This is a genomic window from Nocardiopsis sp. NPDC050513 (genome assembly GCF_044457925.1).
Taxonomy (GTDB): Bacteria; Actinomycetota; Actinomycetes; order Streptosporangiales; family Streptosporangiaceae; genus Nocardiopsis.
The window spans coordinates 188,033-210,909 of record NZ_JBITHK010000006.1 but is presented as its reverse complement, the minus strand read 5'-3'; the positions used below and the strand labels follow the sequence as shown (position 1 = coordinate 210,909).

The 22,877-nt window shown below is 70.5% G+C and carries 17 protein-coding genes; 5 read left to right on the top strand and 12 right to left on the bottom strand.

All coding sequences use genetic code 11. From position 1 onward, the window contains the following. Positions 1–158: 158 nt before the first annotated feature. The 4 genes from ACIBFB_RS13195 to ACIBFB_RS13180 all read right to left on the bottom strand — a co-directional run bounded on the left by ACIBFB_RS13195 (position 159) and on the right by ACIBFB_RS13180 (position 4,216). Positions 159–3,074, bottom strand: coding sequence for a type 2 lanthipeptide synthetase LanM family protein (locus tag ACIBFB_RS13195; RefSeq protein WP_397229594.1), 2,916 nt, complete (start codon positions 3,072–3,074; stop codon positions 159–161). A gap of 217 nt (positions 3,075–3,291) precedes the next feature. Further along, positions 3,292–3,486, bottom strand: coding sequence for a plantaricin C family lantibiotic (locus ACIBFB_RS13190; RefSeq protein WP_397229592.1), 195 nt, complete (start codon positions 3,484–3,486; stop codon positions 3,292–3,294). 121 nt (positions 3,487–3,607) lie between these two features. Then, positions 3,608–3,781, bottom strand: a complete 174-nt coding sequence (locus tag ACIBFB_RS13185; protein ID WP_397229590.1) for a hypothetical protein — start codon at positions 3,779–3,781, stop codon at positions 3,608–3,610. 264 nt (positions 3,782–4,045) lie between these two features. Then, on the bottom strand, positions 4,046–4,216 hold the full coding sequence (locus ACIBFB_RS13180) for a hypothetical protein (protein WP_397229588.1): 171 nt from the start codon (positions 4,214–4,216) through the stop codon (positions 4,046–4,048). Between the two features lie 391 nt (positions 4,217–4,607). On the opposite strand from ACIBFB_RS13180, the gene ACIBFB_RS13175 reads away from it, so the two are divergent. Genes ACIBFB_RS13175 through ACIBFB_RS13165 form a run of 3 tightly spaced genes read left to right on the top strand, consistent with a single transcriptional unit; the run spans position 4,608 to position 8,430 of the window. Beyond that, positions 4,608–5,648 (top strand): methyltransferase, encoded by a 1,041-nt coding sequence (locus ACIBFB_RS13175; protein ID WP_397229586.1) that lies wholly within the window; start codon positions 4,608–4,610, stop codon positions 5,646–5,648. Further along, entirely contained in the window at positions 5,645–7,441 is a 1,797-nt protein-coding gene (locus ACIBFB_RS13170) for an ABC transporter ATP-binding protein (RefSeq protein ID WP_397229584.1), read from the top strand. Before ACIBFB_RS13175 ends, ACIBFB_RS13170 begins: the two co-directional genes overlap by 4 nt. A gap of 59 nt (positions 7,442–7,500) precedes the next feature. Then, complete coding sequence (locus ACIBFB_RS13165) at positions 7,501–8,430, top strand: LLM class flavin-dependent oxidoreductase (protein ID WP_397229582.1); 930 nt, start codon at positions 7,501–7,503, stop codon at positions 8,428–8,430. 29 nt (positions 8,431–8,459) lie between these two features. Here the strand turns inward: ACIBFB_RS13165 and ACIBFB_RS13160 are convergent, their stop codons facing one another. The 6 genes from ACIBFB_RS13160 to ACIBFB_RS13135 form a co-directional block, all read right to left on the bottom strand. Further along, positions 8,460–9,245: an ABC transporter permease gene (locus tag ACIBFB_RS13160; RefSeq protein WP_397229580.1), complete on the bottom strand. Its 786-nt coding sequence runs from the start codon at positions 9,243–9,245 to the stop codon at positions 8,460–8,462. Further along, entirely contained in the window at positions 9,242–10,156 is a 915-nt protein-coding gene (locus ACIBFB_RS13155; protein ID WP_397229578.1) for an ABC transporter ATP-binding protein, read from the bottom strand. The genes ACIBFB_RS13160 and ACIBFB_RS13155 overlap by 4 nt, the downstream gene beginning before the upstream one ends. Positions 10,157–10,281: 125 nt before the next feature. After that, positions 10,282–13,098 (bottom strand): type 2 lanthipeptide synthetase LanM, encoded by a 2,817-nt coding sequence (gene lanM, locus ACIBFB_RS13150; protein ID WP_397229576.1) that lies wholly within the window; start codon positions 13,096–13,098, stop codon positions 10,282–10,284. 87 nt (positions 13,099–13,185) lie between these two features. Next, a complete protein-coding gene (locus ACIBFB_RS13145; protein ID WP_397229574.1) occupies positions 13,186–13,398 on the bottom strand; it encodes a hypothetical protein in 213 nt (70 codons plus the stop codon). Positions 13,399–13,600: 202 nt separating this feature from the next. Continuing rightward, complete coding sequence (gene lanM / locus ACIBFB_RS13140; RefSeq protein WP_397229572.1) at positions 13,601–16,615, bottom strand: type 2 lanthipeptide synthetase LanM; 3,015 nt, start codon at positions 16,613–16,615, stop codon at positions 13,601–13,603. Between the two features lie 187 nt (positions 16,616–16,802). Then, positions 16,803–16,997, bottom strand: coding sequence for a plantaricin C family lantibiotic (locus ACIBFB_RS13135; protein ID WP_397229570.1), 195 nt, complete (start codon positions 16,995–16,997; stop codon positions 16,803–16,805). A 313-nt stretch (positions 16,998–17,310) separates the two neighbouring features. Between ACIBFB_RS13135 and ACIBFB_RS13130 the strand changes: the two genes are divergently transcribed. Next, on the top strand, positions 17,311–17,481 hold the full coding sequence (locus ACIBFB_RS13130; protein ID WP_397229568.1) for a hypothetical protein: 171 nt from the start codon (positions 17,311–17,313) through the stop codon (positions 17,479–17,481). 51 nt (positions 17,482–17,532) lie between these two features. On the opposite strand, the gene ACIBFB_RS13125 is transcribed toward ACIBFB_RS13130, so the two are convergent. Next, positions 17,533–17,946, bottom strand: a complete 414-nt coding sequence (locus ACIBFB_RS13125) for a helix-turn-helix transcriptional regulator (RefSeq protein ID WP_397229566.1) — start codon at positions 17,944–17,946, stop codon at positions 17,533–17,535. 319 nt (positions 17,947–18,265) lie between these two features. After that, complete coding sequence (locus ACIBFB_RS13120) at positions 18,266–21,127, bottom strand: AfsR/SARP family transcriptional regulator (RefSeq protein WP_397229564.1); 2,862 nt, start codon at positions 21,125–21,127, stop codon at positions 18,266–18,268. Positions 21,128–21,855: 728 nt separating this feature from the next. Between ACIBFB_RS13120 and ACIBFB_RS13115 the strand changes: the two genes are divergently transcribed. Continuing rightward, complete coding sequence (locus ACIBFB_RS13115) at positions 21,856–22,461, top strand: TetR/AcrR family transcriptional regulator (protein WP_397229562.1); 606 nt, start codon at positions 21,856–21,858, stop codon at positions 22,459–22,461. Positions 22,462–22,877: the final 416 nt, after the last annotated feature.

Sequence of the window (22,877 nt, the reverse complement as noted above, 5' to 3'; positions counted from 1 at the left end):
CCACTTCACAGAGAAAGGCCGGCCGCCGCGGGGCGGCCGGCTCCGTACCCGGGCGGAGATCCGCTCCTGCCCACGGGGATCTCCCGCATTCGATTCGGCGGGACTGCGGACATGCGGCCCGTCCGATGACCTCGTCGCGGCTCCGGAGCGCGGTCGCGTCATTCGAGGCGCACCACCGACGGATACGCGCGGGGGTCGAGGTGGCGCAGGACGGACCAGAGCATGCCGGCCCGGCCGAGCATGAGGCCGTTGCTGTAGGTGTACTTCGTGTCCGACCGCTCCGGGTAGCGCTCGATGACCTCGGTGAACAGACGGGGGTAGAGGTCGTCGACGCCTTCGCCGAACAGTCCCGGGACCGTTTGTTCCGCCAGCAGGACGGTCTCCAGGCTGCCCAGGTCGCCGTGGCAGTACGTCGGATTGTTGCCGAAGCCCCAGGCGGCGGTCAGCTCCGCCAGGCGGCCCAGGACGTCCTCGCCGAAGAGCCCGGGAACACGGCGGTTCACCTCCAGGGCCCCCAGGAGGATGCCCGGGGCGCCGTGGCACCAGGCGTAGGAGGGCCGGTCCTCCTTCCAGGCCCGGGGCCAGTCCTGGCTGTGAACGTCCCGGGCGTCGCGGACGGCCTCCGCCAGGCGCGTGCCCGCCTCGGCGGCCTCCCGGTCACCGAAGACCGCAGCGTACTCCAGCAGTGGCGGCGCGATCCCGATGGCCCCGTGCGCGTAGCCGGTGTACTCGGTGACCCGGCCGTCGACCGCACCGCTCTCGCGAACGCCCTTCATCACGTGCCCGGCGTGGACCTCGGCCGCCGCCGCCGCGGATCTGCGGTCCTCTGCGTCGGTGGCGTTGCGGTGCAGGGAGAGGCAGATCGCCAGGTTCCCGGCGGAGCCGGTGACGTAGTCGTACAGGCGCGGCGGATCGATGTCCGACACGAGCGCGCGGGCCATCTCGCCGACGCTCGGCCCGCCACCGCCGATCAGGCCTCTGGCCGTGGCGACGGCGTAGGCGATGCCGTCCGGTCCGCACATGCCGCCGACCGTGCCCCCCAGCACGTTCAGCGAACCCCCGACCAGCAGGTCCTCGAGCGGCTCCACGACCCTCAGGGCCGCCCGGCGGAAGCGTTCCTCCCCCGTCTCCCGGGCCAGCCCGGCCAGGGCCAGCGCGATCCCGGGCATGCCGGCGTACAGGTCGAATCCGGAGGCTCCGGGGGTCCATTCCTCGCCCTCGGGGGTCGTCACCTGAGGTCCGATCCAGACCGCGGGATGCCGGGGGTCGGAACCGTCGACCATGTCGTCGACGAGCGTGTCGCCGATGCGGACGGCCTCGGCGAGGAACCGGGACGAGCCCACCCGGGCGGGGGCGGTCCCGGGCGAACGCCGGGCGAGGAAGCCGGTGACGTCGTCGGCCAACGGGAGTTTGGCGACGAAGGAGAGGTCCACCAGGGCCGCCTGCCGGTCGATGGCCGCCCCGTCCAGCGCGGCGATCCGTGCCCGGACGGTGTCCATTCCGGGCTCCTCGAAGGCGTTCTCCAGGACGACCCGGCCGTCACCCGCCAGCAGTGTCCGGGAATCCGCGGTGTAGCAGAAGTAGGGGATGTCTCCCTCCGCGAGCTGGCGCGCCTCGTCCTCGGCGATCCCGTACCTCCCCCGGGCGCCCAGGAACACCCGGTGGAGCACCGCCTTGCGGACCAGCGGATCGGTGATCGCGTCCGGGTGCGTCACCATCCGCAGAAGCTGGGCGTAGAACATCGTGGGGTGGTGGAGGAAACGGAACGGAACGTTTCCCAGGAATTCCTCGACCGAGGCCGCGACCTCCTCCTTGTTGGCGGCGGCGAACTCCAGGACGTGCCGCAGCCCGCGTTTGACGGCGTCCCGCTGCTCGCGCACCGGCAGGTCGGTGGCCCTGGCCACCGAGAGGTTCGCGGTGGCGTTGACGGACGTCTCCTGCGCGAGCTCGACGAACATGTCGTCCCGTCCGGGGTTGCGGATCCGCAGGTTCCTGAAGGGGACCTGCTGGCCGGGGTCGTAGCCGACGACCCCGACGTCCATGCCGGCCTCTCCGGGTCCGCCCTTCCTCATGGTGAAGGGGAGCACGCCGATACCGGTGACGGACTCTCCGAGCAGGGAGTTCGCCTCCTCCATCGCGGACCTGGCGGAGTTCGGCTCCGGGGCGGCGAGCCGCGGTGTCACCAGTGTCTCGGTGTCGACGACCACCGGTCCCCCGGCGCACGTCACCACGTTCTCGAAGTGGATGTCGATGGCTTTGACCAGGTAGAGGATGCCCAGCAGCCGCCCGATCCGGGCGAAGTACCCGTCCGAGCCGGAGCGGGGTGCATCCGCCCGCACGTACTCCACGAACCCCTCGTCGCCGCAGGGGAGCACGGACACCGTGGGCAGGTCCGTCCCCGACCGTTCGTTGAACCAGCCGACCAGGCCGTTGAAACCGACCTCGGAGTCCAACGGCCGCGGCTTGTACAGGACGCGCCCTCCGTCCGCGAAGACGATCCGGGCCACGGACCTGCCGCCGTTGTGCGCGTCCCCCTGCCCCGTCAGGACCGTGGAGACCCGGTCCTCCTCCGCCACACCGGGCAGGGCGTTCAGCCCCTCCCGGTGAACCTCCACCCGCGACAGGATGCGTGAGAGCCCGATCCCAGCCCTTCGCACGCGCCGGTGCGCCGCGTCGAACGCACGCGGGTAGCGCGACAGGAACGCGCGGTGGCCTTCGGAGCTGTTCGTCCACTCCCGGAAGCTCCGGTAGCGCTCCTGGGGGGACTCCCCCCGGAGCAGTCCCTGCGACCTCCGCAGGAACAGCTCCCGGAGGAGAGTGCGCACCAGGAGTTCCGCGACGGCCGGGACCTGGGCCGCCACGAAGTCCTCGAAGACCGTGTTGTCCTCGTCGAGACAGGCGAAGCCGGGGATCTCCGCTCGCAGATCACGTGTCCACGCCAGGACGAGGTGCCGGAAGTAGTCCGCGAACCGGCCGTCGGGATCGAGAGCCGGATCGTAGGGGGGCGGAGCGGGGAACCCCTCATCGGAGAGCGCCCCCGGATCCGCCTCCACGTCCCGGAGCCCGCGGGACACGTGATCACGTGTCGTCTCGGAGGAGAGTTCCGGAAGATACCTCTCCAGCACCCGCGACAACGCAGCCGGCTCTACCGCGACCATTCTGAGGCTCCTAGAGTTCTCGTCACCGACCGGGCCGAACGGAGGGCCCGATGCCTCAACGATCTGTTGTCTGTCTCCTTGGGAAAAGGCGGCGCGGGAACAACCGGACCCGCCCCGACCGAACCTCAGAAGATCAGCACACGCTGCCGGGGTTGTTGCATTCGAGGGTGACGGTGCAGTACAGGCCGGTGTTGTTCCTGCTGGCGATCGCACAGGCGATCCAAGGGACGGTGACGCTGATACTGTCGGGAGCGACGTCGCCGGCGACGATGTCGTCCAGGTTCTGCTCCTGGATCTCCTCGAAAATGCTCGCGTTCATTTCGGACATGACGACCACCCATCCATCGGAATTTCTGCGGAGAGGCGGAGCCTCCCTACCTCGGGAATCCTGGCACCGGCCGCCTGGGAAGACCATTGGACCTTGGGGAGGGAGCGGCTCCGACCGCCGCTCAGGCCTCGGGTTCCCGCATCCAGTGCCCGCTCCAGACCCAGTCCTCCGAGACCGGAGGCGCCGCCGTCGTGACGGTGCCGGCCTCTTCGTACCCGGCCGAGGCACAGAGCCCGACCAGTGCGGTGAACATCGCGACTACGGCGACAGCGGCGGTGGTTCTGCGGATACTCACGTCGATCTCCTGAGGGGATGGGGTGAGGCGCTCCCACAGCAGGGCGGGAGCGCCTCACCGGCAAGGGCCGATCGGATCAGTATCGGGATGTTCCCGGCGGCTCCTTATCCCTTCGCTATCCCCGCCCGCCCGCCCGCTGTTCGGACCGCGGGCGGGCGGGGACCGCCGCGGGGTCGCCCGCCCCCCTCGGCGCACGGGCGGGACGGGGATGCCGCAGGGATGGCGACCCGGCCCGCTCCGCTGTTCCACTGTCCGTGTCCGGTCTCACTCACACGTTCCGCACGTGACGACGGTGAGCATCGACACGACCGGCATCGTCGGCCCGCAGAAGGAGATCATCGAAACGGGCGCGGGCGGGCGGTCATCGCCCGCGGCGGCCATGAACAGATCCTGCTCCCCGATCTCTTCGAGAATTGCCGCATTCATATCGGTCATGGGTCGGCCTCGTTCCACAGTCGGTTCTCAGGGGTCGGATATCTTCCTTCGCAGGGGACCCTTCCATGCCGCGGATTCAAATTCCATTGGACCTTGGGGAGGGTGGCCGAGGAGTGCGCGCAGTCCTATGATCATCACCGCCCGAGAATTTCGGGAAGAGGTGTGCGGTCAGTGCGTTCTCCCCACCCCGTCCGTCACACCTCCGGAGCGGGCGCGACACCGTTCCGCGCACCGGGCCGGCGTGCGGTGCGAAATCGAACCAGTACGTCCGAGCCGAACCCGGTGCCCGTCGAACCGAAAATGCCGGAACCACGGCGAACCCGCACAGGGGGCGCGTCCGGACAGCGTCCCGGACGGTCCCCCTCCCCGTCCCCACGAAGGAGCCACAGGAGTGTCCGAGCATCCCCCGCCCAGCGCGCAGGAGAGCGCCCGCAGGCTGTACGAGATGGCGGGGATCCTGCGCCCCGCGGCCATCCGGGCGGCGGCGACCCTGCGCGTGGCCGACCACATCGCGGAGGGCACCACGGCCGCGGAGGAGCTGGCCGACCTGGTCCGCGCGGACCAGGACGGTCTGACCCGGCTCCTGCGCTACCTGGCCTCGCTCGGTCTCCTCCACCGTGGGGACGGCGACCACTACACCCTCACCGAACTCGGGGACGCCCTACGCTCCGACGGCCCCGCGAGCGTACGCGCCATGCTCGACTCCGACGGTGTCCTCGGCCGCTCCGACCTGGGTACGGTCAACATCCTGCACACTGTGCGCACCGGTCGCTCCTGCCACAGGAGCGTGTTCGGCACCGACTTCTGGTCCGACGTCCAGCAGGATCCCGCCTACGCGGAATCATTCGACCTCTTCCTCGGTAACGGAGTGGGGTGGGACGCCGAGATCGTCATCGACTCCTATCCCTGGGACTCGGTCTCCCACGTCACCGACATCGGAGGCGGCGGCGGATCCCTGTTCATCGAACTGCTGCGCGCGCACGCCCACCTGAGGGGACGCGTGGTCGACCTGCCCAACTCGACCGCGCTCGCCCGGAAGCGGCTGGCCCAGGCCGGGCTGGACGATCGGGGCGAGGCCGTCGTGGGCGATTTCTTCGACCGGATTCCCGGCGGGTCCGACGTCTACCTGCTCTCCGCGATCCTCGCGGACTGGACCGACGGGGAGGCCGCCCGGATCCTGGGCACGGTCGCCGAGGCCGCGGGACCGGGCGCACGCGTGCTCCTGGCCGAGGTCACCCTGCCGCAGGTCGGCGCGGACTCCCACGACATCGACTCCACGGCGAGCGACCTGTACGTCGCCGCGACGGTGACCGTTCCCACGCGTTCGACCCGGCAGCTGACCGACATCGCCGGGAAGGCCGGGCTACGCCTGTCCTGGCAGGGCCCGCAGTCCCCGGTCCGCTCCCTCCTGGAATTCACGGTGACGCCATGACGCCCTCCCCGAGCTCCACGCGGAGACCCTCCTCGCCCGGGGCCGCGGCCGTCCCTCCGGCCCCCGGCGGGCTCAACGTCGTCGCGGAGATCCTGGCCCACCGGGGCCGTGTCGGCGCCGTCGTCGTGCTGGCACTGTTCTCCTCCGCGGGCACCCTCGCCCTGCCCATGCTCATGGCCCGGGTCATCGACGGTTTCGGACACGATCCGGCCGTGACGGTATGGGTGGCGGCCATGGTCGCGACCGCCCTGGCCGGTGCGGTGGTCAACGCTCTGGCCACCTATCAGCTCCAGGTCATCGGCAGCGGAGTCATCCTCCGGGCCAGGGAGCGTGTGATGCGGCGCAGTCTCGGTACCTGGGTCGGCGAGGTCAGGCGGATCGGATCGGGGGACCTGGCCGCGCGGTTGACCTCCGACGCAGCGCGGATCAAGGGCGCGGTGGAGACCGGGTTGCAGCTTCCCATGGCCGGGGTCAACCTCATCGGCACCGTCGTGCTGCTGGCGGTTCTGGACATGCGCCTGCTGTCGATGACCGCCATCGCGTTCGCCATCGCGTTCGCCCTGGTCTTCCTGGTGTTCCGGACCCTTCGGGGTATCTACACGGCCGTCCAGCGCGACGTCGGCGCCATGTCGCAGAGGTTCGTCGCCGCCCTGAACGCCGTCACCGTCATCAAGGCCGGACGCGCCGAGGAGCGTATCGGCGGGGAACTGGCCCGGGTCGCCGGGAACGTGCGCGGCCTGGAACTGCGGGCCGCCCGCCTGGAGTCACTGATCGTGCCCGCCATCACCTTCGGCCAGCAGATCGCGCTGGTCGTCGTGATCATCGCCGGAGGGGTCCGTGTGCTGGAGGGCCGACTCGACCTGGCCGTCTTCGCGGCGTTCCTGCTGTACCTGCTGCAACTGGCCGCCCCGATTCTGATGGCCGCGACCGGCTTGACCGTCATCCAGGCGGGTCTGGTGTCGCAGCAACGGTTCAACGAGGTCCTCGCCCTGCCCCTGGAAGAGGACGGCGAGCGTCCGGGAACACGGCCCGCGCCCCCGGACGCCCCGGCCGTACGGTTCGACGGGGTCGACTTCACCTATGACGGCCGCCCCGCGCTGTCGGGAGTCGACATCGAACTGCCCCGGCGCGGGCTGACCGCCGTCGTGGGCCGCTCCGGCGCGGGCAAGAGCACGGTCCTGGGGCTGATCGAACGGTTCATGGTCCCGACCGCGGGCACGGTGAGCGTTCTGGGCCGGGACACCGCCGACCTGGACCTGTCCGAGCTGCGGGGGATGATCACCTACGTCGACCAGTCGTTCACCCTGCTGGCCGACACCGTGCGCAACAACCTCCTGCTCGGGGCCGTCGGCGACCCGGGTGACGACGAACTCTACGCCGTCCTGTCCGAGGTCGGCCTGGCCGGGGCGGTGCGCGGTCTGCCCTCCGGCCTGGACACCGTGCTGGGGAGCGATGTCGACCTGTCCGGGGGGCAGCGGCAGAGGCTGGCGCTGGCCCGGGCCATCGCGGCGGACACGCCCCTGGTGCTTCTGGACGAGCCGTCCTCACAGTTGGACGGGGTGAACGAGAACCGCCTGCGCGAGACGGTCACCCGGCTGGCCGCGGACCGGGCCGTCGTCGTCGTCGCGCACCGGCTGTCCACTGTCCGCGGGGCCGACCACATCGTCGTCCTGGACGGGGGAAGGGTCGTCGGTCAGGGTTCCCACGAGGTGCTGGCCGCCACCTCGCCCGCCTACCAGGCGCTCCTGGAGGGGCAGGGAGCGGCCGCGGGAACGGCCCCGACCGGGGGGTAGCACCCGGCCGTCCCACACACAGGGCCCGGACCGATGCCGTATCCACAAGGAGTCCGTCAGTGCGCACCTCTGTTCTCTTCCCCGTGTTCCCCAGCGCCGGGGACGACGCCCGGCCCTTCGCGGACCTGGTCCGGGAGGGGGCCGCCGAACGACTGTGGATGGGGACATCGCTCCTCGCGGAGACGCAGCAGTACATGGCCTTCCTCGCCGGTGCGGGATACCGGATCCGTGTGGGGACATCGGTGAACCTCACCGCCCTGCGGCATCCGTTCGAAGCCGCCCTGGAGGCACGGTCGCTGGCCCTGCTCACCGGTCGGCCGGTGGTGGCGGGCTTCGGCGGCTCCCACCCGCAGTTCGTCTCCTACCTCCTGGGCAAGCCCTACGGGCGTCCGGCGAGCGCGGTGCGCGAGTACGTCGCCGAGGTCCAGGCCATCCTGAACGGCCACGACGGCCTGCTCCCGCCGATCGGGCATCCCGGGGTGGAGGTCGGCGTGGGGGTGCTCCGACCGGGCATGGCCCGGGCCGCCGGGGCCGTGGCCGACGTGGCGATCACGTGGATGACGCCGCCCGGCTACATCGGGGACACCCTGGTCCCCGCGTTGCGGGAGGGAGCCGGGGACGACCGGGAGCCGCCGCGGATCGCGACGGTGGTCCACGCCGCGGTGGAGCGGCCCGGACGCGTCGCCGAGCGCCTGGCCTACCTGGCGGCCGCGAACCACCTCAGTCTGCCGCAGTACACCGACATGCTCCGGCGGGCCGGAACGGACGCCCACGCCGACGACCCCGTCGCGGGCGCCCTCCGCCTGGTGGAGGACGGGGTGTTCCTGTTCGGCACGCCCGACGGGATCGTGTCACGTCTGCGCGAGTACGCGCGGGCCGGTGTGGACGAAGTCATCATCAACACGATGGGGGTCATCGCGTCGGAGGGCATCGGGGCCGCGGTGAAGGACGCGGCCGAGATCCTCCGCGCCCTCGCCGAGGCGCGGTGAACGCCCCTCTCCTCGCGACGGTGCGGCCCTCAGGCCACCTCGTACCGTGAGAATCTCAGGCTCCCCAGCACGGAGAACACGAGGGCGTACACGGCGAGCACCAGGAATCCCGAGCCCTGTGACGCGACGGCCGTCCCGGTCATGGCGTTGTAGGCCGTCCCGCCCGCCGCGACGTCTCCCGCGATCCCGGGGAACACGAGGGTGAGCCATTGCGGGCCCACACCGGCGAGGGCCGTCCGCGCCATGGGCTCGACGAACTGGGTCAGCACCACGAGGCCGACGACCGCGACCGTCTGGTTGCGGATCAGGGCTCCGACCCCCACACCGACCAGTCCCCACAGTGTGAGCACCGCGACGGACCCCGCGATCGCGGTCAGGATGACCGGCGAGAAGAGGTGGGTGTCCTGCCCCTGGGAGGAGAGGACTCCCACGACGACCAGGACGCAGGCGCCGACCGACGCGGCGCCGAACACGAACGCGGTGCAGAAACCGGCCAGGAGCTTGGCGGCGAAGACGGTGGGGCGGTGCGGTTCGGCGAGCAGGGTCTGGGAGATGGTGCGGTACCGGTACTCGTGGGTGGTGACGATGACCCCCACGGCGAGGGGGAAGACATAGGCGATCGCCGGGGCGATGTTGTAGGCGATCACCGCCGACTCGGGGGTCGTGAGGTCGACCGGGCTCCGCGAGGTCAGGAAGGGGGCGTAGGACAGGAAGGCGGTGAAACCCGCGCTGTACAGCACCATGCCCAGGAGCATCAGCCACCACGTGCGGGTGGAGGTGAACTTCCTGAGCTCCGACGTGAACTGGACGATCACCGGGCATCCCCCTTCTCCGCGGTCCGGGTGAGGAGCACGAACGCCTCCTCCAGGCCGCACGGTTCCCTTCGTGTTCCGTACACCGCTTCCCCCGCCTCCTCCAGGACGGCGCGCACGCGATCCGCTCCGACCCCGACCCACAGGCGGCCGTCGGGCAGGGGGCGGTGCTCCGATCCCGCTTCCGTGAGTACCGCCACCACCTTTTCCTCGGCGCCGTGTTCGGGGGCGAGTACGCACTGGTCCGGATGCAGCAGTTCCTCCAGGGGGCCGGAGTGGACGAGTCGCCCGTGGTCGACGAGGACGACGTCGTCGATGGTCCGCTGCATCTCGCCGAGGAGGTGGCTGGAGAGCAGGACCGTCCCTCCCGACCCGGCGAACTCCTTGAGGAAGTTCCGCAGCCAGATGATGCCGTCCGGGTCGAGCCCGTTGGACGGCTCGTCGAGGACGAGCAGCTCCGGTTCTCCCAGTAACGCCGTCGCCAGGGACAGGCGCTGCTTCATTCCGGTGGAGTAGCCGCTCACCGGACGGTCCGCCGCTCCTTCCAGGTCGACCAGGGACAGCAGTTCGCCCACACGCCGCTTGCCGGTTCCGGCCGGACCGGCGTAGCACAGGAGGTGGGCGCGCCCGGTCCGCCCTGGGACGAACGCGTTCCCGTCCAACGACACCCCCGCCCTGCGCAGCGGTCTCCTGAGTCTCCCGTAGGGCTCTCCCAGGATGAGCGCGCTGCCGGAGGTCGGCCTGACGAGGCCGAGCAGCGCCCGCAGGGTGGTGGTCTTCCCGGCCCCGTTGGGGCCGAGGAAACCGGCGATCCGCCCCCGTTCCACGGCGAAGGACACGTTGTCGACGGCTCGGATGTCGCCGAAGTGTTTGGACAGCCCTCGTACCGAGATCACGCTGTGTCGATGTTCCACACCGTTTCCTTTCCTGGTTCCGGTCGCGTGGCGCGACCTCCCCCGAACATCGGATTCCGGCACCGATCCGTGCCCGCCCGCGGTCCGCGAGGGTTTCCGGACCCGCCGGACAGGTCGTACGCGCCTCAGCGGCCCCCCAGGCACAGCGGAAGCTCGACGGTCGGATCATCGACCATCAACCGGGTGAAGTGCCATCCGGACAACCCGAAGAGGAACGAGGGGAGGTCGAGCGCGATCCCCACGCCGCACGTCCATGAGCCGTCGCCGTGGCGCTCCAGGAAACGGGTGCCGAGCCCCTTGGCCTCCGTGCGGAGTTCGGGCCAATCGAGCCGGTCCGCGAGCCAGCAGAGCATGGCCACGCGCCCGGAGACCCCGTGGCAGAAGCTGATGTCGCGGCCCAGGTCGTCGCCGACCACCCGCTCCACCTCGGGCGCGATCGCGGCACGGGTCTCCGCGGCCGAGTGGCCGACCGCTCTCAGGAGTTTGGTCAGGCCGAAGGCCACACCGGCGTACCCCTTGCACCAGGTGCCGCTCTTGGCGCGGTCCCGCAGGGCGTCGTCGAGCCACCGGTGGCGCAGGTAGGCCGAGGCGAAGCGCTCCAGGTGTGCGGCGGCCCGCCCCAGGCGGTCCTCTCCCCGCCGCACCATGGCGCTCATCGCGACGATCCGCCCGAAGCGGCCGTGGGCGAGCCCGACAGCGCCGCCGTGCTCCGTCGGGGAGCCGTCGAGGTCGACGAGCCGGTCCAGGAGCCGGTCCGGTTCCAGTCCGGGGAGTACCGGGTCGTCCGCGACACCGTACTCACAGTGATAGGCCAGGTAGCCGCTGAGACCGTTGAGGTAGTCGAAGTCCTCCGTCGACAGACCGTCGGGACCGGCGTCCCGGTCGTCCTGGAAGACGGTCTCCGGCAGCGCCTCCCGTACTCCGATGCCGAGACGTTCCAGTTCCAGTCCGGTGACCCGTTGGGAGAGGTTCCCGGTGAACGGCGACAGGGACATCGGGGTCGGCGCGGGCGGCACGGGCAGCGGCTTGCCGGCCGCGGTCGCGTAGGCGTTGCCCACGTCGATCCCCGTCGCGTTCCCGCCTTGTGCCGATGCCGCTCGTGCGAGGTACAGCAGGAGGCCCCCGCCCTCGTAGAGGAGGGAGTTGACGGCACCGAACCGGAGCGCCGTGCCGTCCAGTACGGGCATGATCCACGTCGGTCGCTCGGGCCCGCCCAGGACCAGTGCTCCCAACCGGGTGTGCCAGGGGCCCGGATCGGCCAGTTCCGGCAGCAGTGTCCGGCCGTGCGGCGCGTCCTCCTCGAACGGACCGTGCCGCTTCTCCCAGATGTCGTCGTGGGAGCAGGCCAGGGCGTAGCGGATGTAGGCGAGGTCCCGTTCCACGGGTCGCTCGAAGAACGCGCGGACGCGGGCGAGCGCGGACCGCCGGGGGGTGGCGACCACGGTATCGGCGATGGCGGTATCACCGCTCACCATGTCCCGTGCGTCGCACCCCACCTCGAAGAGGGGGACGTCCATGTCGAGGAGGGAGAGGATCTCCTCCTCGAACACGGCGTCGCGTTCCCCCTCGGTCACGCCCCGGTGGTGCCGGGGCAGCTTCTCCAGCAGCGTCCGCCGGTCCCCCCGGTCGCGAAGGTAGGCGGGGTGCGTGGAGGCCTGGAGGAAGCGCGCGTAGACGAAGGTCGGACGCACGATCTGGCGGACGGACCAGTCGTCGGTCTCGTTCAGGACCGCCTCGATGCCTCCGAGGCGTTCCCGGAGCCGGCCGTGCGCCTCCTCGAACCCCGCGACGACCTCGTCGACCCACATCGTGGGGTCGATCCACCCGTCGTGGGTCGCGGCCATGTTCGGCCCCGGCTCCATGCCGACCGCCACCTTGTCGAACCTGATGTCGTCCGTGCCCTCGTCCACGACGACGAAGCTGTCCAGCTGGCGTGATTCCGACTGCTTGACGTTGCCGATGGCGGAGATGTCCATGTCCAGCACCATGCCGGGGTACCGGGCGTGGAAGAGGAGGGTGTTGAGCACCGACGCCTCGATGTCGCCGCCGACGGCGTGGCCGCTTCCCGGGTCCGAGCGGTTGGGCAGGGAGATCAGTGTCTCGGTGTCGACGACGACGGGCCCCTGCGCGGTCGCGATCACGTTCTCGTGGTGCAGGTCGTTGGCGCCGATCAGGGTGAGCAGGGCGGCCGACCGGCCGAAGCGGCGGAAGTACTCCCCGGCCTCCACCGGGCCGTCCAGGTGGGTGGGACGGACGACCCCCTGCCACACGTACTCCGGCCGTACCAACGCCCTGGGAAAGAGGGGACCGAAGAAGCCGCCGTCCTCGTCGACGACGGAACGCAGGGCGTCGACCAAGCCGTGGCAGCTCCACCGCTGCGGCTTGTAGACCACCGACACCCCGTTGTCGAAGGTGACGAAGCACACGGCCCGCCCGCCCCGGTGGGAGTCCCCGGCGCCGGGTGCGATCGCCACGACCCGGCCCTGGGCGCCGAACGCGTCCGCGAGCTGCGAAGTGTCCCGCCGGACACCGTCGAGGACCTCCTGGACGAGGTCCATGCGACGCCGTGACGCCAGATCCAGCAGGCGTTCCAGTTCCGGGAAGGCGTCGAACAGCTCAGCGCGCCCCTCGTCGCTGCTGACCCGGGCATGGAAGTCCGCGTACCCGAGCCGAGGACGTTCGGGGGAATGGTCCTGCGACCGGAAGGCGGTGATCAGGGTGCGCGCACCGATCGATTGGCACAGGTCCATGACCGAGCCCAGGACGGACGCCGCGAGGCTCGGAAGGTCGACGGACCGTGGACTCTCCGTTTGCCACGCCCGCATACGCCCTGCGCAGTCAAGCAGGAAGGGGCGGTAGAAACCGCCGAAGAGGCCACTCTTCTCTTCAACGCGCTCACGGACCAGGTCGGGGAGGACGTCGTCCTCCGGCTGGATCCCCATGTGTGCTCTTCCCCTGTCCTTCTCGTGGTTCGTCGGCTGCGGGGGCGGGCGCCCCGGCAGCCGGCCGGGGCGCCCTGGACGGCACCTCTAGCACCGGCTGGTGCAGGCGGTGCTGGGGCACCCGTCTCCCCACGCGGTGCTGATGGCGGTGGCCGAGGCCACCGTCGCGGAGATGGCGCACGCCACGGACGTGGCGACGGGCATGCCCTCGCCGACGGAACCCCCCGGCATCTCGGCGATCCGGTCCAGTTCCTCCTCAGGGGCGAACCCGGTACTCGCGTCCAGGAGCATCGTGCTCATGAGGTCTTCCTTCCTTCTCGATGATCAGGCCCCCGGGATCGGAGGCCCTGGCGGTCCCGCGGACGAGACGGTCCGTTCGCGGGACCCGCTCTGGGAGCACGGCCCAGGGCGTGTTCGGCGCGGTCCCTCCGCGGAGCCACGAGGCTGCTCCCGGCACTCGGGGCAAGCGCCGAACCACACGGGAGCGTCCGCCGAACAGGCCCTAGAAGAGCCGCAGCACGGAGGGGTAGGTCTCGGGGTCCAGGTGGCGCAGCACGGACCAGGCGATCCCGGCCTGGCCCAGCATCAGGCTGTTGCTGAAGGCGTACTTGCTGTCCGCCCTGGCGTCGTAGCGTTCGAGCACGTCGGTGAAGAGCCGGGGGTAGAGGTCGGCGGTCACCTCCTCGCCGAACAGGCCGGGGACCAGCTGCTCCGCGAGCAGAACGCTCTCCGCGCTGCCCAGGTCCCCGTGGCAGTAGGTGGTGTTGTTGCCGAAACCGCGCTCGAGGGTGAGTTCCGCCAGGCGCGCCAGTAGGTCCCGGGGGAACGCGTCGGGAGCGTGCCGTACCGCCGAGGCGGCCCCCAGGAGCAGCCCCGGAGCGCCGTGGCACCAGCCGTAGGCGCGGTGCGTCTCCTCCCCGCTCCACTCCCGGGGCCAGTCACGGGCGCTCTCGTCGTAGGCGTCCGCGACCGCGCGCATGACACGGACACCCAGGTCGCGGATCTCCTCGTCCCCGAAGACGGCCCCGTACTCGATCAGCCAGGGTGCGATCCCGGCCGCGCCGTGCGCGTAGCCGAGGTACTCGGTCGCCCTCCCGGTCCCGGTGTCCACCCCGAACGCCTCCGACCCGAGCGCCACGATGCCGGCCGCCGCGGCGGCCGTACGTTCGCGGTCGTCCTCGCCCGTGGAGTGCCGGTGCAGGGCCATGCACACGGCCAGGGCACCGGTCGTACCGGACAGGAAGTCGGTGGGGCCCTCGGAGCCCACCGCCTTCACGATCAGGTCCGCCGTCTCACCCGCGGTCATCGTCCCGGGGGTGCCGAGCAGGCGCCGGGCGGTGTCCAGGCAGTACAGCGTGCCGCTCAGCCCGCTCATACCGCCGACCGAGGTGCGCAGCTCCGCCAGCACCCCGTCCCTCAGCTGCGTCTCCAGGGGACCGATGACACGCAGGGCCGCGTCGCGGTACCGGACGGCCCCGGTCTCCCGGGCCAGCCCGGCCAGGACGAGGGCGATCCCGGGTGTTCCGCTGTAGAGGTCGTATCCCAGCGCCCCGGGGGTCCACTGGTTCTCCTCCGGGCCCGTTACCACGGGCGAGATCCAGGTCGCGGGGTGGCTCTCGTCCGTACCGGTGATCATGCCGTCGACGAGCGCGTCGCCGATGCGGACGGCCTCGTCGAGGAACCGGTCCCGGCCGGTTCGCGGGACCGCCCTCCCCGGGGGACGTCGCGGGGCGAACCCGGTGGGCTCCGCTTCCCTGGGGAGCTTGTCGACGAAGGAGAAGTCGACGAGCGTGAGCTGCCGTTCGATCTCCGCGGTGTCGAGGCCGGCGAGCCGGGCACGGGTCGCCTCCAGTCCGGATTCGGCGAAGGCGCCCCGGAGCACCGTCCGGTCCGCGGCCGCCAGGTCCCGGGAGGCCGCCGTGTACGTGAAGTACGGCACGTCCCCTCGGGCCAGCTGCCGCGCCTCGTCGTCACCGACCTCGGCGACGGCGTCCGGGCTCAGGACGGTGCGGTGGAGCACCGCCGCCCGGATCAGCGGGTCGCGCAGGGCGTCCGGATGGGTCACCATGCGCAGCAGCTGCGCGTAGAAGATCGTGGCGTTGTTGAGGAACCGGAACCTCGCGCCCCCCAGGAAACGGTCGATGGCGTCCGCGACCTTCTGCCGGTGGTCACGGGCGTGGACCAGGACCCGGCGCAACTCCCGCTTGAGGATGTCGCGCTGTTCGGCGACCGGCAGCGAGGCGGTCCGCGACACCGAGGGGTTCGCGTTGGCATCCGAGGCGACGCCGTGGACGAGTTGCGCGAACATGTCGTCGCGCCCGGGGTGGTGGAACTGGATGTTCCGGTAGGGGCTGCGCTGGCCCTGGTCGTATCCGATGACCCCCACATCGATGCCCGTGTCGGATCCGTTGGACCCCATGACCATGGGCAGGACGCCGATCGCCACCACCGACTCCCTGAGTGTCCGGACGGCGTGCCGCCAGCCGGAACCGTCCCCTTCCACGGGTCGCGAGGCCATCCTCGGGGTCAGCAGCGTCTCGGTGTCGACGACCACCGGCCCCCGGTCGCTCGTCACCATGTTCTCGTAGTGGATGTCGATCGCCCTGAGCAGGTAGAGGATGCCCGTGAGCCGACCGATCTGAGAGAAGTACTCCTTCGTACCCGAGTTCCCGGAGCCGGTGCGCACGTACTCGACGAAGCCCTCCTCCCCGCAGGGGAGCACCGCGAGGGTGCGCAGGCCGGTTCCCAACCGCTCGTTCATCCAGGACACGAAGGCGTGGTAGCCCGCCTCGGCCTCCATCGGCCTGGGCTTGTGGACGACCTGTCCGCCGTCGTCGAAGACGACGCGCGCGACCGCTCTGCCGCCGTTGTGCGTGTCCCCCTGGCCCAGGACCACGGTGGAGACCCCGCTGCCCGCGGTCACCCCGGGGATGCGCTCGTCCAGCAGGGCACGGTTGCGCTCCACCTCGGAGAGCACGTGCAGCAGTTGGGACGCGGCCGTGCGTACGCGCTCACGCGCGGTGCGGAACAGGTACGGGTTCTCGGCCAGGAGCACGACGTGCCCCTCCGCACTGTTGGTCCACCGGCGAAAACTCGCGTACCGCTCCTCCGGGCTGTCCCCCTCCAGCGCCCCTCGGGCCCTGCGCTCGTACAGCACCTCCAGGAGCGTGCGGGTCATGAGCCAGGCGAGCCGCCCCGACTGGCTCTCGACGAAGTCGGCGAAGACGGTGTTGCCCTCGGCGACCTGCGAGGACGCGGACACCTTCGCCTCGAATCCGTCGGTCCACGCACTGACGTGGTGGCGGAAGTAGTCCTCGAACTGGCCCTTGGCGTCGAGGGCCGGATCGTAGGCGGCGGGGCGGGGGAAGTCCTCCGGCTCCAGATCGTCGACCGAATCGGGGTTCGAGAGGTCGTGGAGAAGCTTGCGGTGCAGGCGGTCCCGTGTCTCCTCGGAACGGAGCTCGGGCAGATAGGTGTCCAGAGCGCGGGACACGTCATCCGATGTCACTTCGACCATCACACGACTCCAAGAAACACAGAAAAAGCGCCTTGCGGCACGACATGAGATTCAACGATCGGGTCACGTAGAAGGGGGGAGTGGAATCGGGTTTCCGTTCCCCGGGCAGGGGCACGGAGGCACTGTGACGTTTCTCCGTTGCCCCGCACCGCGGTGAGGACAGTGGACGGGTCCGCTCCGTCTTCGCCTAGTTGCAGTTGTTCTGGCACTCCACCGTCAGCGTGCAGGCCCACCCGGGGTTGCCGATGGCCCAGCTGGCCAGGCAGCTGCCGCAGATGCTCGCGATGCTCAGGCTGTTGGGGCCGGCGTCGGCCCCCGCGCCGACGGCGTCCAGGCCCTGGTCGGTGATCTCTTCGAGAATGCCGACGTTCTTGTTGGTCATGTCGTTCTCACCACTTTGTTTCTCGTTGCCGGAAAGGCGCCGCCTCTTGGACACGCATCATCCTGGCACCGCGGCGATCGGGGCGCTATTGGCCTTTGGGGTGGGTCCGGCCGGCGGGCGGGGATCCGCGGAAAGCAGGGGGCGACCCGATCGGCACTCCTCTTCCCGTGATCCATGGAATGATCATGGGGAACGAACACCCGCACCGCCCCCTCCCCAAAGTCCAATGGAGATCAACGCCACAAAGTGGCATGGTCTTCCGAAGGGGAGGCCTTTTCGGCCACCGGAAAGGAAGAGGATCACCATGCATGACATGAACGTCGGAATTCTCGAAGAAATCGACGATCAGGACCTGGCCGGAAGGTCGGCCGCGGCGGACGAGCCCGTCGTGACCGGGTATGCCTGTGCCCCGTCCTTCGTTCTCTGTCCGCAGATCTCCATCGTCATCTGCCCGACCACCGACGCGTACCCGTGCCCCACGTGAGGTGATCCCACCGGTCTTCCCTCGATCGGGGCCCGACCGGTGTCTCCGGCTCTACCGGGCCTCTCCGTCCGAGGCCCGGTCGCCGGAGGCGCCGCGCACGCGCGCGCCGACCCGCCCGGATTCCGGGTCGGGGCCGCAGTCACAGGCTCTCCCGTCGCCGTGCTGGCTCCGGGTCCAGTGGTGTGCGACGACGACGAGTGCCGCCTCCAGGCGTGACCGCACCGCCAACTTCTCGAGGATTCGGGTGACGTGGGCCTTGACCGTTCGCTCCGTGACTCCGAGCCTTCGGGCGACCTGCCGATTGGACCACCCCGCCCCCACAAGGGTGAGGACCTCGCGTTCGCGGTGCGTCAGTCCTTCGAGGGAGCGCCGGTCGTGGGCGGGTACCGGGAAATGCAGGCAGCCGGCGAACGTGTGCGGCTGGTTCTCAGTGCCGGGACGGGTGGAAGGACTGTCTGAGAGCATGGGTCCGTACCTCGCGAGCGGCTCGGGCAGGGGGATCGTTCCCTGGACGGGACTCGGACGCGGACAGCCAAACAGGGAAGTGGCCCAGGCCGCTATCCCCGGGGCATCCCGCGCCCCTCCGCCCGCCGCTGGAGAGGCCGAGACCGCGGCGGCGCCCGCCCGTGCGGCGGCCCGATCAGCGGACCGGCGGGGATAGCGGAGGGATAGGGCTTCGGCGGGAACGCCCCGGGACCCGCCGGTCGGCTCCTGCCCGTGGCATCGTCTCCGCCCGACCGGGAGCGACGTGCCGTCGCTTCCGGGTCCGCACGGCCGCACGACGTCACACCACTCGGCAGGACACCGCTGGAATGTCGTCGAGGACGCCCTTGACCTGGGCTATCCCCTCCTGGTCCCCCAACCGCTCCCACAGCTCCAGTGAGCGCTCCAGACGTGCCCTGGCCGGGCCTGTCTCACCCAGGGCGAGGTGGGCCTGTCCCAGTCCGAAACCGATCAGTGCCTCGCCCACGGGGTCGCCGGGACGGGTGATCAGTTCGAGTGCCTCGCGGAAGCGGTCCCTGGCACCGGGGTACTCACCGCTCGCCAGGTCCACCTTGGCCATCTGGTGCAGTACCTGCGAGCACGCGCGGGGGTCACCCGATGTCTCCGCGCTCGCCAACGCCCGTGCCAGATACGCCTGCCCGTCCACGTACTCCCCGCGGTCCGCGCACATCCGCCCCAGCAGTACCAGGGAGCGCCACACGGCGCTCGTCCGTCCCTCGGCCGTGAAATCGGCCAGTGCCGTCTCGCACAGGACCCGGGCCGCCTCCCGCTCACCGTGCGAGTACGCGAGTTCGGCCATCCATTCACGGCACAGTGCCGTGCCGAACCGGTCCCCGACCTCCGAGAACCCGGTGAGCGACCGGGCCAGCTCCTGTTCGGCGGCCGTGATCTCCCCGCGGTTGATCATCAGTGAGGCGGACGAGAAGTCCATCGCCGCGATCCCCCGGATGTTGCCCGAAGCGCGGACCGCCTCCATCGAGGGTCGCAGTGCCTCGCCGAAGTCGTCGAAGAACCCCCGCCTCTCGGCGTACACGCAGAACTGGGAGACCAGCTCCCAGCATTCCTCGTCGAGGCCGGTCTCCGCCGTCTGCCGGATGACGGCCAGGATGTTGACCCGTTCGCGCTCGATCCACTGGTGCGGATCGGCGAGCAGGCGTTCGACGTACCCCCGGGGCGGCGACCAGCGGGCACCGCACCCCTCGACGCGCAGGAGGTTGGCGCCGAAGACCCTCCTGTTCGCCTCCTCCACCAGGAAGAGCCAGCCGCCGGCCCACCGGCGGATCTGTTCCCGTCCGGCGAAGGGGTCCTGCCGTCCCTTCTCCCTCGCGTACTCCCGTACCAGGTCGTGGAAGCGGTAGATCGGCTCCCCGGCGCCGTCAACGCCCACGGTGCCGAGCATGTGGGTGTCCACCAGCGTCTCCATGAGGTCGGCGGGGAACGCGCGGTGGTCGTCCAGCAGGGCTCCCGCCGCCCACACCGGGATGACCGGCGCCTCCACCAGGCCGAGCAGTCCGAACAGCCGCGCGCTGGCTTCGTCCAGCGCCCGGTGGCTGAGTGACAGGCTGGTCCGGACCTTCATGTCCCCGTGCACCAGTTCGTCGAGCCGGTGGCGTTCGTCCGACAGCCGCCCGACGATCATCGACAGCGTCCAGTGGGGCTTGGCCGCCAACCTGGCCGCCACGATCCGCAGCGCCAACGGCAGCCGACCGACCATCCTCACCAGGGAACGCGCCGACGCGTGGTCGGCCTCCACCCGGGAGGCGCCGACCACCCGGCGCAGCAGGGCGATCGCGTGTTCCTCCTCCAAGGGGCCGAGGTCGAAACGGTGGGCACCCGGTATCCCGGTCAGCCGGGCACGCGAGGTGACCAGGACCCGGCAGGCGCCGCCTCCGGGGATGAGCGGTGCCACCTGTGTCTCCGAGGCGGCGTCGTCGAGGACGACCAGGACCCGCCGGGACGCCAGGAGACCGCGGTACATCACGGCGCGCTCGTCGAGGTCGTCCGGTATGGCCTGCCACGGCACGCCGAGCGCGCGGAGGAAGCGGCCCAGGACCTGTGACGGCGGCAGCGGCGCCTCGCCCGTACCTCTCAGGTCGCAGTAGAGCTGGCCGTCCGGGAAGTACTCGTCCGCCAGCCGATGGGCGATGTGCACGGCCGCCGTGCTCTTCCCGACCCCAGGCGGTCCCAGGATCACAGCGACGGCGGCCGACTCGTCGGGGGAGACGAGGACCCCGGTGACCGCGGTCTCCGTGTCCTCGCGTCCGAGGAAGTCCGGGGTCGCACTGGGGAGTTGGAACAGGATGCGCTGGTCGATCGGCCCGGGGCGCTCCTGCGGGGAGGCCGGGGCACCGCTTGCACGGAGCTCCAGATCCGGGTCCTGGTCGAGGACCGCCATTTCCAGGGCGCGCAGTTCCTCACCGGGTTCCAGGCCGACCTCCTCGATGAGCCGGGACCGGAACCTCCGATAGACCCCGAGGGCCTCGCCCTTCCTGCCCGATCGGTAGAGCGCGAGCATCAACCGGGCACACAGCCGTTCTCTCAGGGGGTTCTCTTCGAGCAGCGCCGGGATCTCCGTCACCAGGCGGGCGTGCCTCCCCAGTCCGAGGTCGAGCCCCAGGCGCCGTTCCAGGGCGTCGATCCTCTCGGCGCCGATCCGCTCGGCCCGCGTCCTCATCACGTCGGTGTCGATCCCGCTGAGCGCCGGTCCGCGCCAGAGGGTGTCCGCCTCGCGCAGGAGGAGGGACGCCTCCTCGGTGCGCCCCGACTTCTCCAGCGCGCCCGCCTCGCCTACCCGGGCACGGAACAGGTGAAGATCGACCGTCTCCGGGTCGGCCCGGAGGAGATAACCGGAGGCTCGTGTGTCGATCGCGACGTGGAGGGGACCCAGCCGCCGACGCAGGCGGGAGATGCAGATCTGCACCTGGGTGCGGGCGGTCTCGGGTGGGTCGTGCGACCAGAGCGTGTCCATCAGCGCTTCCAGGGTGACCACCCGGTTGAGGTCCAGCAGCAGTGCGGTCAGTACGATCTGCTGGCGCCCCAGAGGCACGTGGACGGGCCCGTCGGCGCCGTGCACTTCCAGGGTTCCCAGCAGCCGGAAGCGAACTCTTTCCGCATCACGGCCGAAGGCGCTCTCACTACTCATGGTGACCCATCGATTCTGTTTCCGCCATCCGCCGCGTATTCGCTTCGCGCCGCGGTCCGGGCCTTCAGGGGTCCCACGGACCGCGACCGTCCCGAAGAGGAAGCAACAACAGACCCCGATGAATCCCGAAGCCCGGAAAGGGAACGATCAGGCGAATTCCCCGACCGGTGCGGGAACCCGGGGACGGCCCCGTTCTTCGGCGATCCGCGCGGCGGGGCTTTCCACCGCCGAGCACTGTTCATCAGGCGGAGGAACACTGGCATGTGCCCCTGTCATGAAGGAGACGCCACCACTGAGGATCGTGTTCGCGGACGAGGTGTACCGGTACTTCGCCTTCGACGTGTCGGTCGCCGCGCCGGATTCCCGGAGCCGTTCCGCGCAAGAGGGGGCGGACTCCGGTGATGCCGCCACGGGAACGTGACGGAGCGGGTCGGTGCCGTTCAGGGGAGGGGGGTGGGCTCACGGCTCATCACCGATGTTCTCCAGGATGAAGGTCTGCCAGTCAAGCCCGAGGGGAACGGAGCCGGGGTTGACTTGAGGGGAACGGGTCGCTTGCTGTGACGGTGCGGACCCTGCTTCGGTTCCGTGTATCCGGAGGGGCGGTGACGCACCCGGGCGAGCAGCGCATCCGGTCGGCGCCGTACTCGCCGTCGACCACCGAGTTCCTCACCGGTCGATACGGGACATGACGGTAACACGTTCTTGAGCGACCGCTATAGAATTCCGCCATGGCCGCCAAGACGGGACGCCCGAGGGGCTTCGACCGCGATACCGCACTGGAACAGGCGATGTTCCTGTTCTGGGAGCACGGCTACGACGCGGTCTCGGTCCGTGATCTCACCCAGGCGATGGGCGTCGCCCCGGCCAGCCTGTACGCGGCCTTCACCGACAAGCCGACCCTCTTCGAGGAAGCGGTCGACGTTTACGCGCGCAGGTACGGCACGTACATCCAGGAGGCCATCGAGTGCGAACCCACGGCGTATCGGGCCGTGCGGCGACTCCTCACCCGGTACGTGGCCCATCAGACGGATCCCGGCCGTCCCGCCGGATGCCTGATCCTCAACGGCGCCACGGGGAACACGGCCTCCCCCGAGTCGGTCTCCACGGGCCTGCGAGCGCGCCGCGCCCATACGGCGGACCGCGTCGAGGGCATGATCCGAGCCGACATCGAGCGGGGAGACCTCCCGCCCGGAACCGATGCCCGCGCCCTGGCCTCCTTCTTCCTGACCGTCTGGCAGGGGCTGTCCCGGCTCGCCCTCGACGGGTACGGCCACCGGGAACTCGAAGGCGTCGTGTCAACGGCGATGACCGCCTGGCCGGCCACCGACGGGTAGGTTCCGCCTCCAGGACGGTGGGCCGTACCCATGCCCACCGACAGCCTCGGGAACGTGCGGCGGCGGGTCCGTTGTGGGAGGAGCATGATCCGGTCTTCACCACGGGACGGGGAAGGCCGGTTCGTCCTGACGGCGCCACGCGGTAGATGACCGAACTCGTTCGCAGGTCGGGGCTTCCGCCGGTGACCTCGCACGGGCCCGGCACGGGTCCGCCGCGTCGAGCCGGGTCGCGGGTGTCGGGGTCGAGGCGATCAGCGGGACGCTGGGACACGCGAAGCCGAGCCTCACGAGTGACTCCTACGGGCGTGCCGCTGGGCAAGCGTGAGTGCGTGCCTCGTGCGCGCCGATCCGTCCAACACAACGGCCTGGGGCTTCCGCGATGCGGGAAGCCCCAGGCCGGAGCGCGGAGGATCGGG

Excerpts from the sequence above, each read along its gene's own strand:
- ACIBFB_RS13190 (WP_397229592.1), bottom strand. The coding sequence starts at position 3,486 with ATGTCCGAAATGAACGCGAGCATTTTCGAGGAGATCCAGGAGCAGAAC.
- ACIBFB_RS13180 (WP_397229588.1), bottom strand. The coding sequence starts at position 4,216 with ATGACCGATATGAATGCGGCAATTCTCGAAGAGATCGGGGAGCAGGAT.
- ACIBFB_RS13170 (WP_397229584.1), top strand. The coding sequence starts at position 5,645 with ATGACGCCCTCCCCGAGCTCCACGCGGAGACCCTCCTCGCCCGGGGCC.
- lanM (WP_397229576.1), bottom strand. The coding sequence starts at position 13,098 with ATGGGGATCCAGCCGGAGGACGACGTCCTCCCCGACCTGGTCCGTGAG.
- ACIBFB_RS13145 (WP_397229574.1), bottom strand. The coding sequence starts at position 13,398 with ATGAGCACGATGCTCCTGGACGCGAGTACCGGGTTCGCCCCTGAGGAG.
- lanM (WP_397229572.1), bottom strand. The coding sequence starts at position 16,615 with ATGGTCGAAGTGACATCGGATGACGTGTCCCGCGCTCTGGACACCTAT.
- ACIBFB_RS13135 (WP_397229570.1), bottom strand. The coding sequence starts at position 16,997 with ATGACCAACAAGAACGTCGGCATTCTCGAAGAGATCACCGACCAGGGC.
- ACIBFB_RS13130 (WP_397229568.1), top strand. The coding sequence starts at position 17,311 with ATGAACGTCGGAATTCTCGAAGAAATCGACGATCAGGACCTGGCCGGA.
- ACIBFB_RS13125 (WP_397229566.1), bottom strand. The coding sequence starts at position 17,946 with ATGCTCTCAGACAGTCCTTCCACCCGTCCCGGCACTGAGAACCAGCCG.
- ACIBFB_RS13120 (WP_397229564.1), bottom strand. The coding sequence starts at position 21,127 with ATGAGTAGTGAGAGCGCCTTCGGCCGTGATGCGGAAAGAGTTCGCTTC.
- ACIBFB_RS13115 (WP_397229562.1), top strand. The coding sequence starts at position 21,856 with ATGGCCGCCAAGACGGGACGCCCGAGGGGCTTCGACCGCGATACCGCA.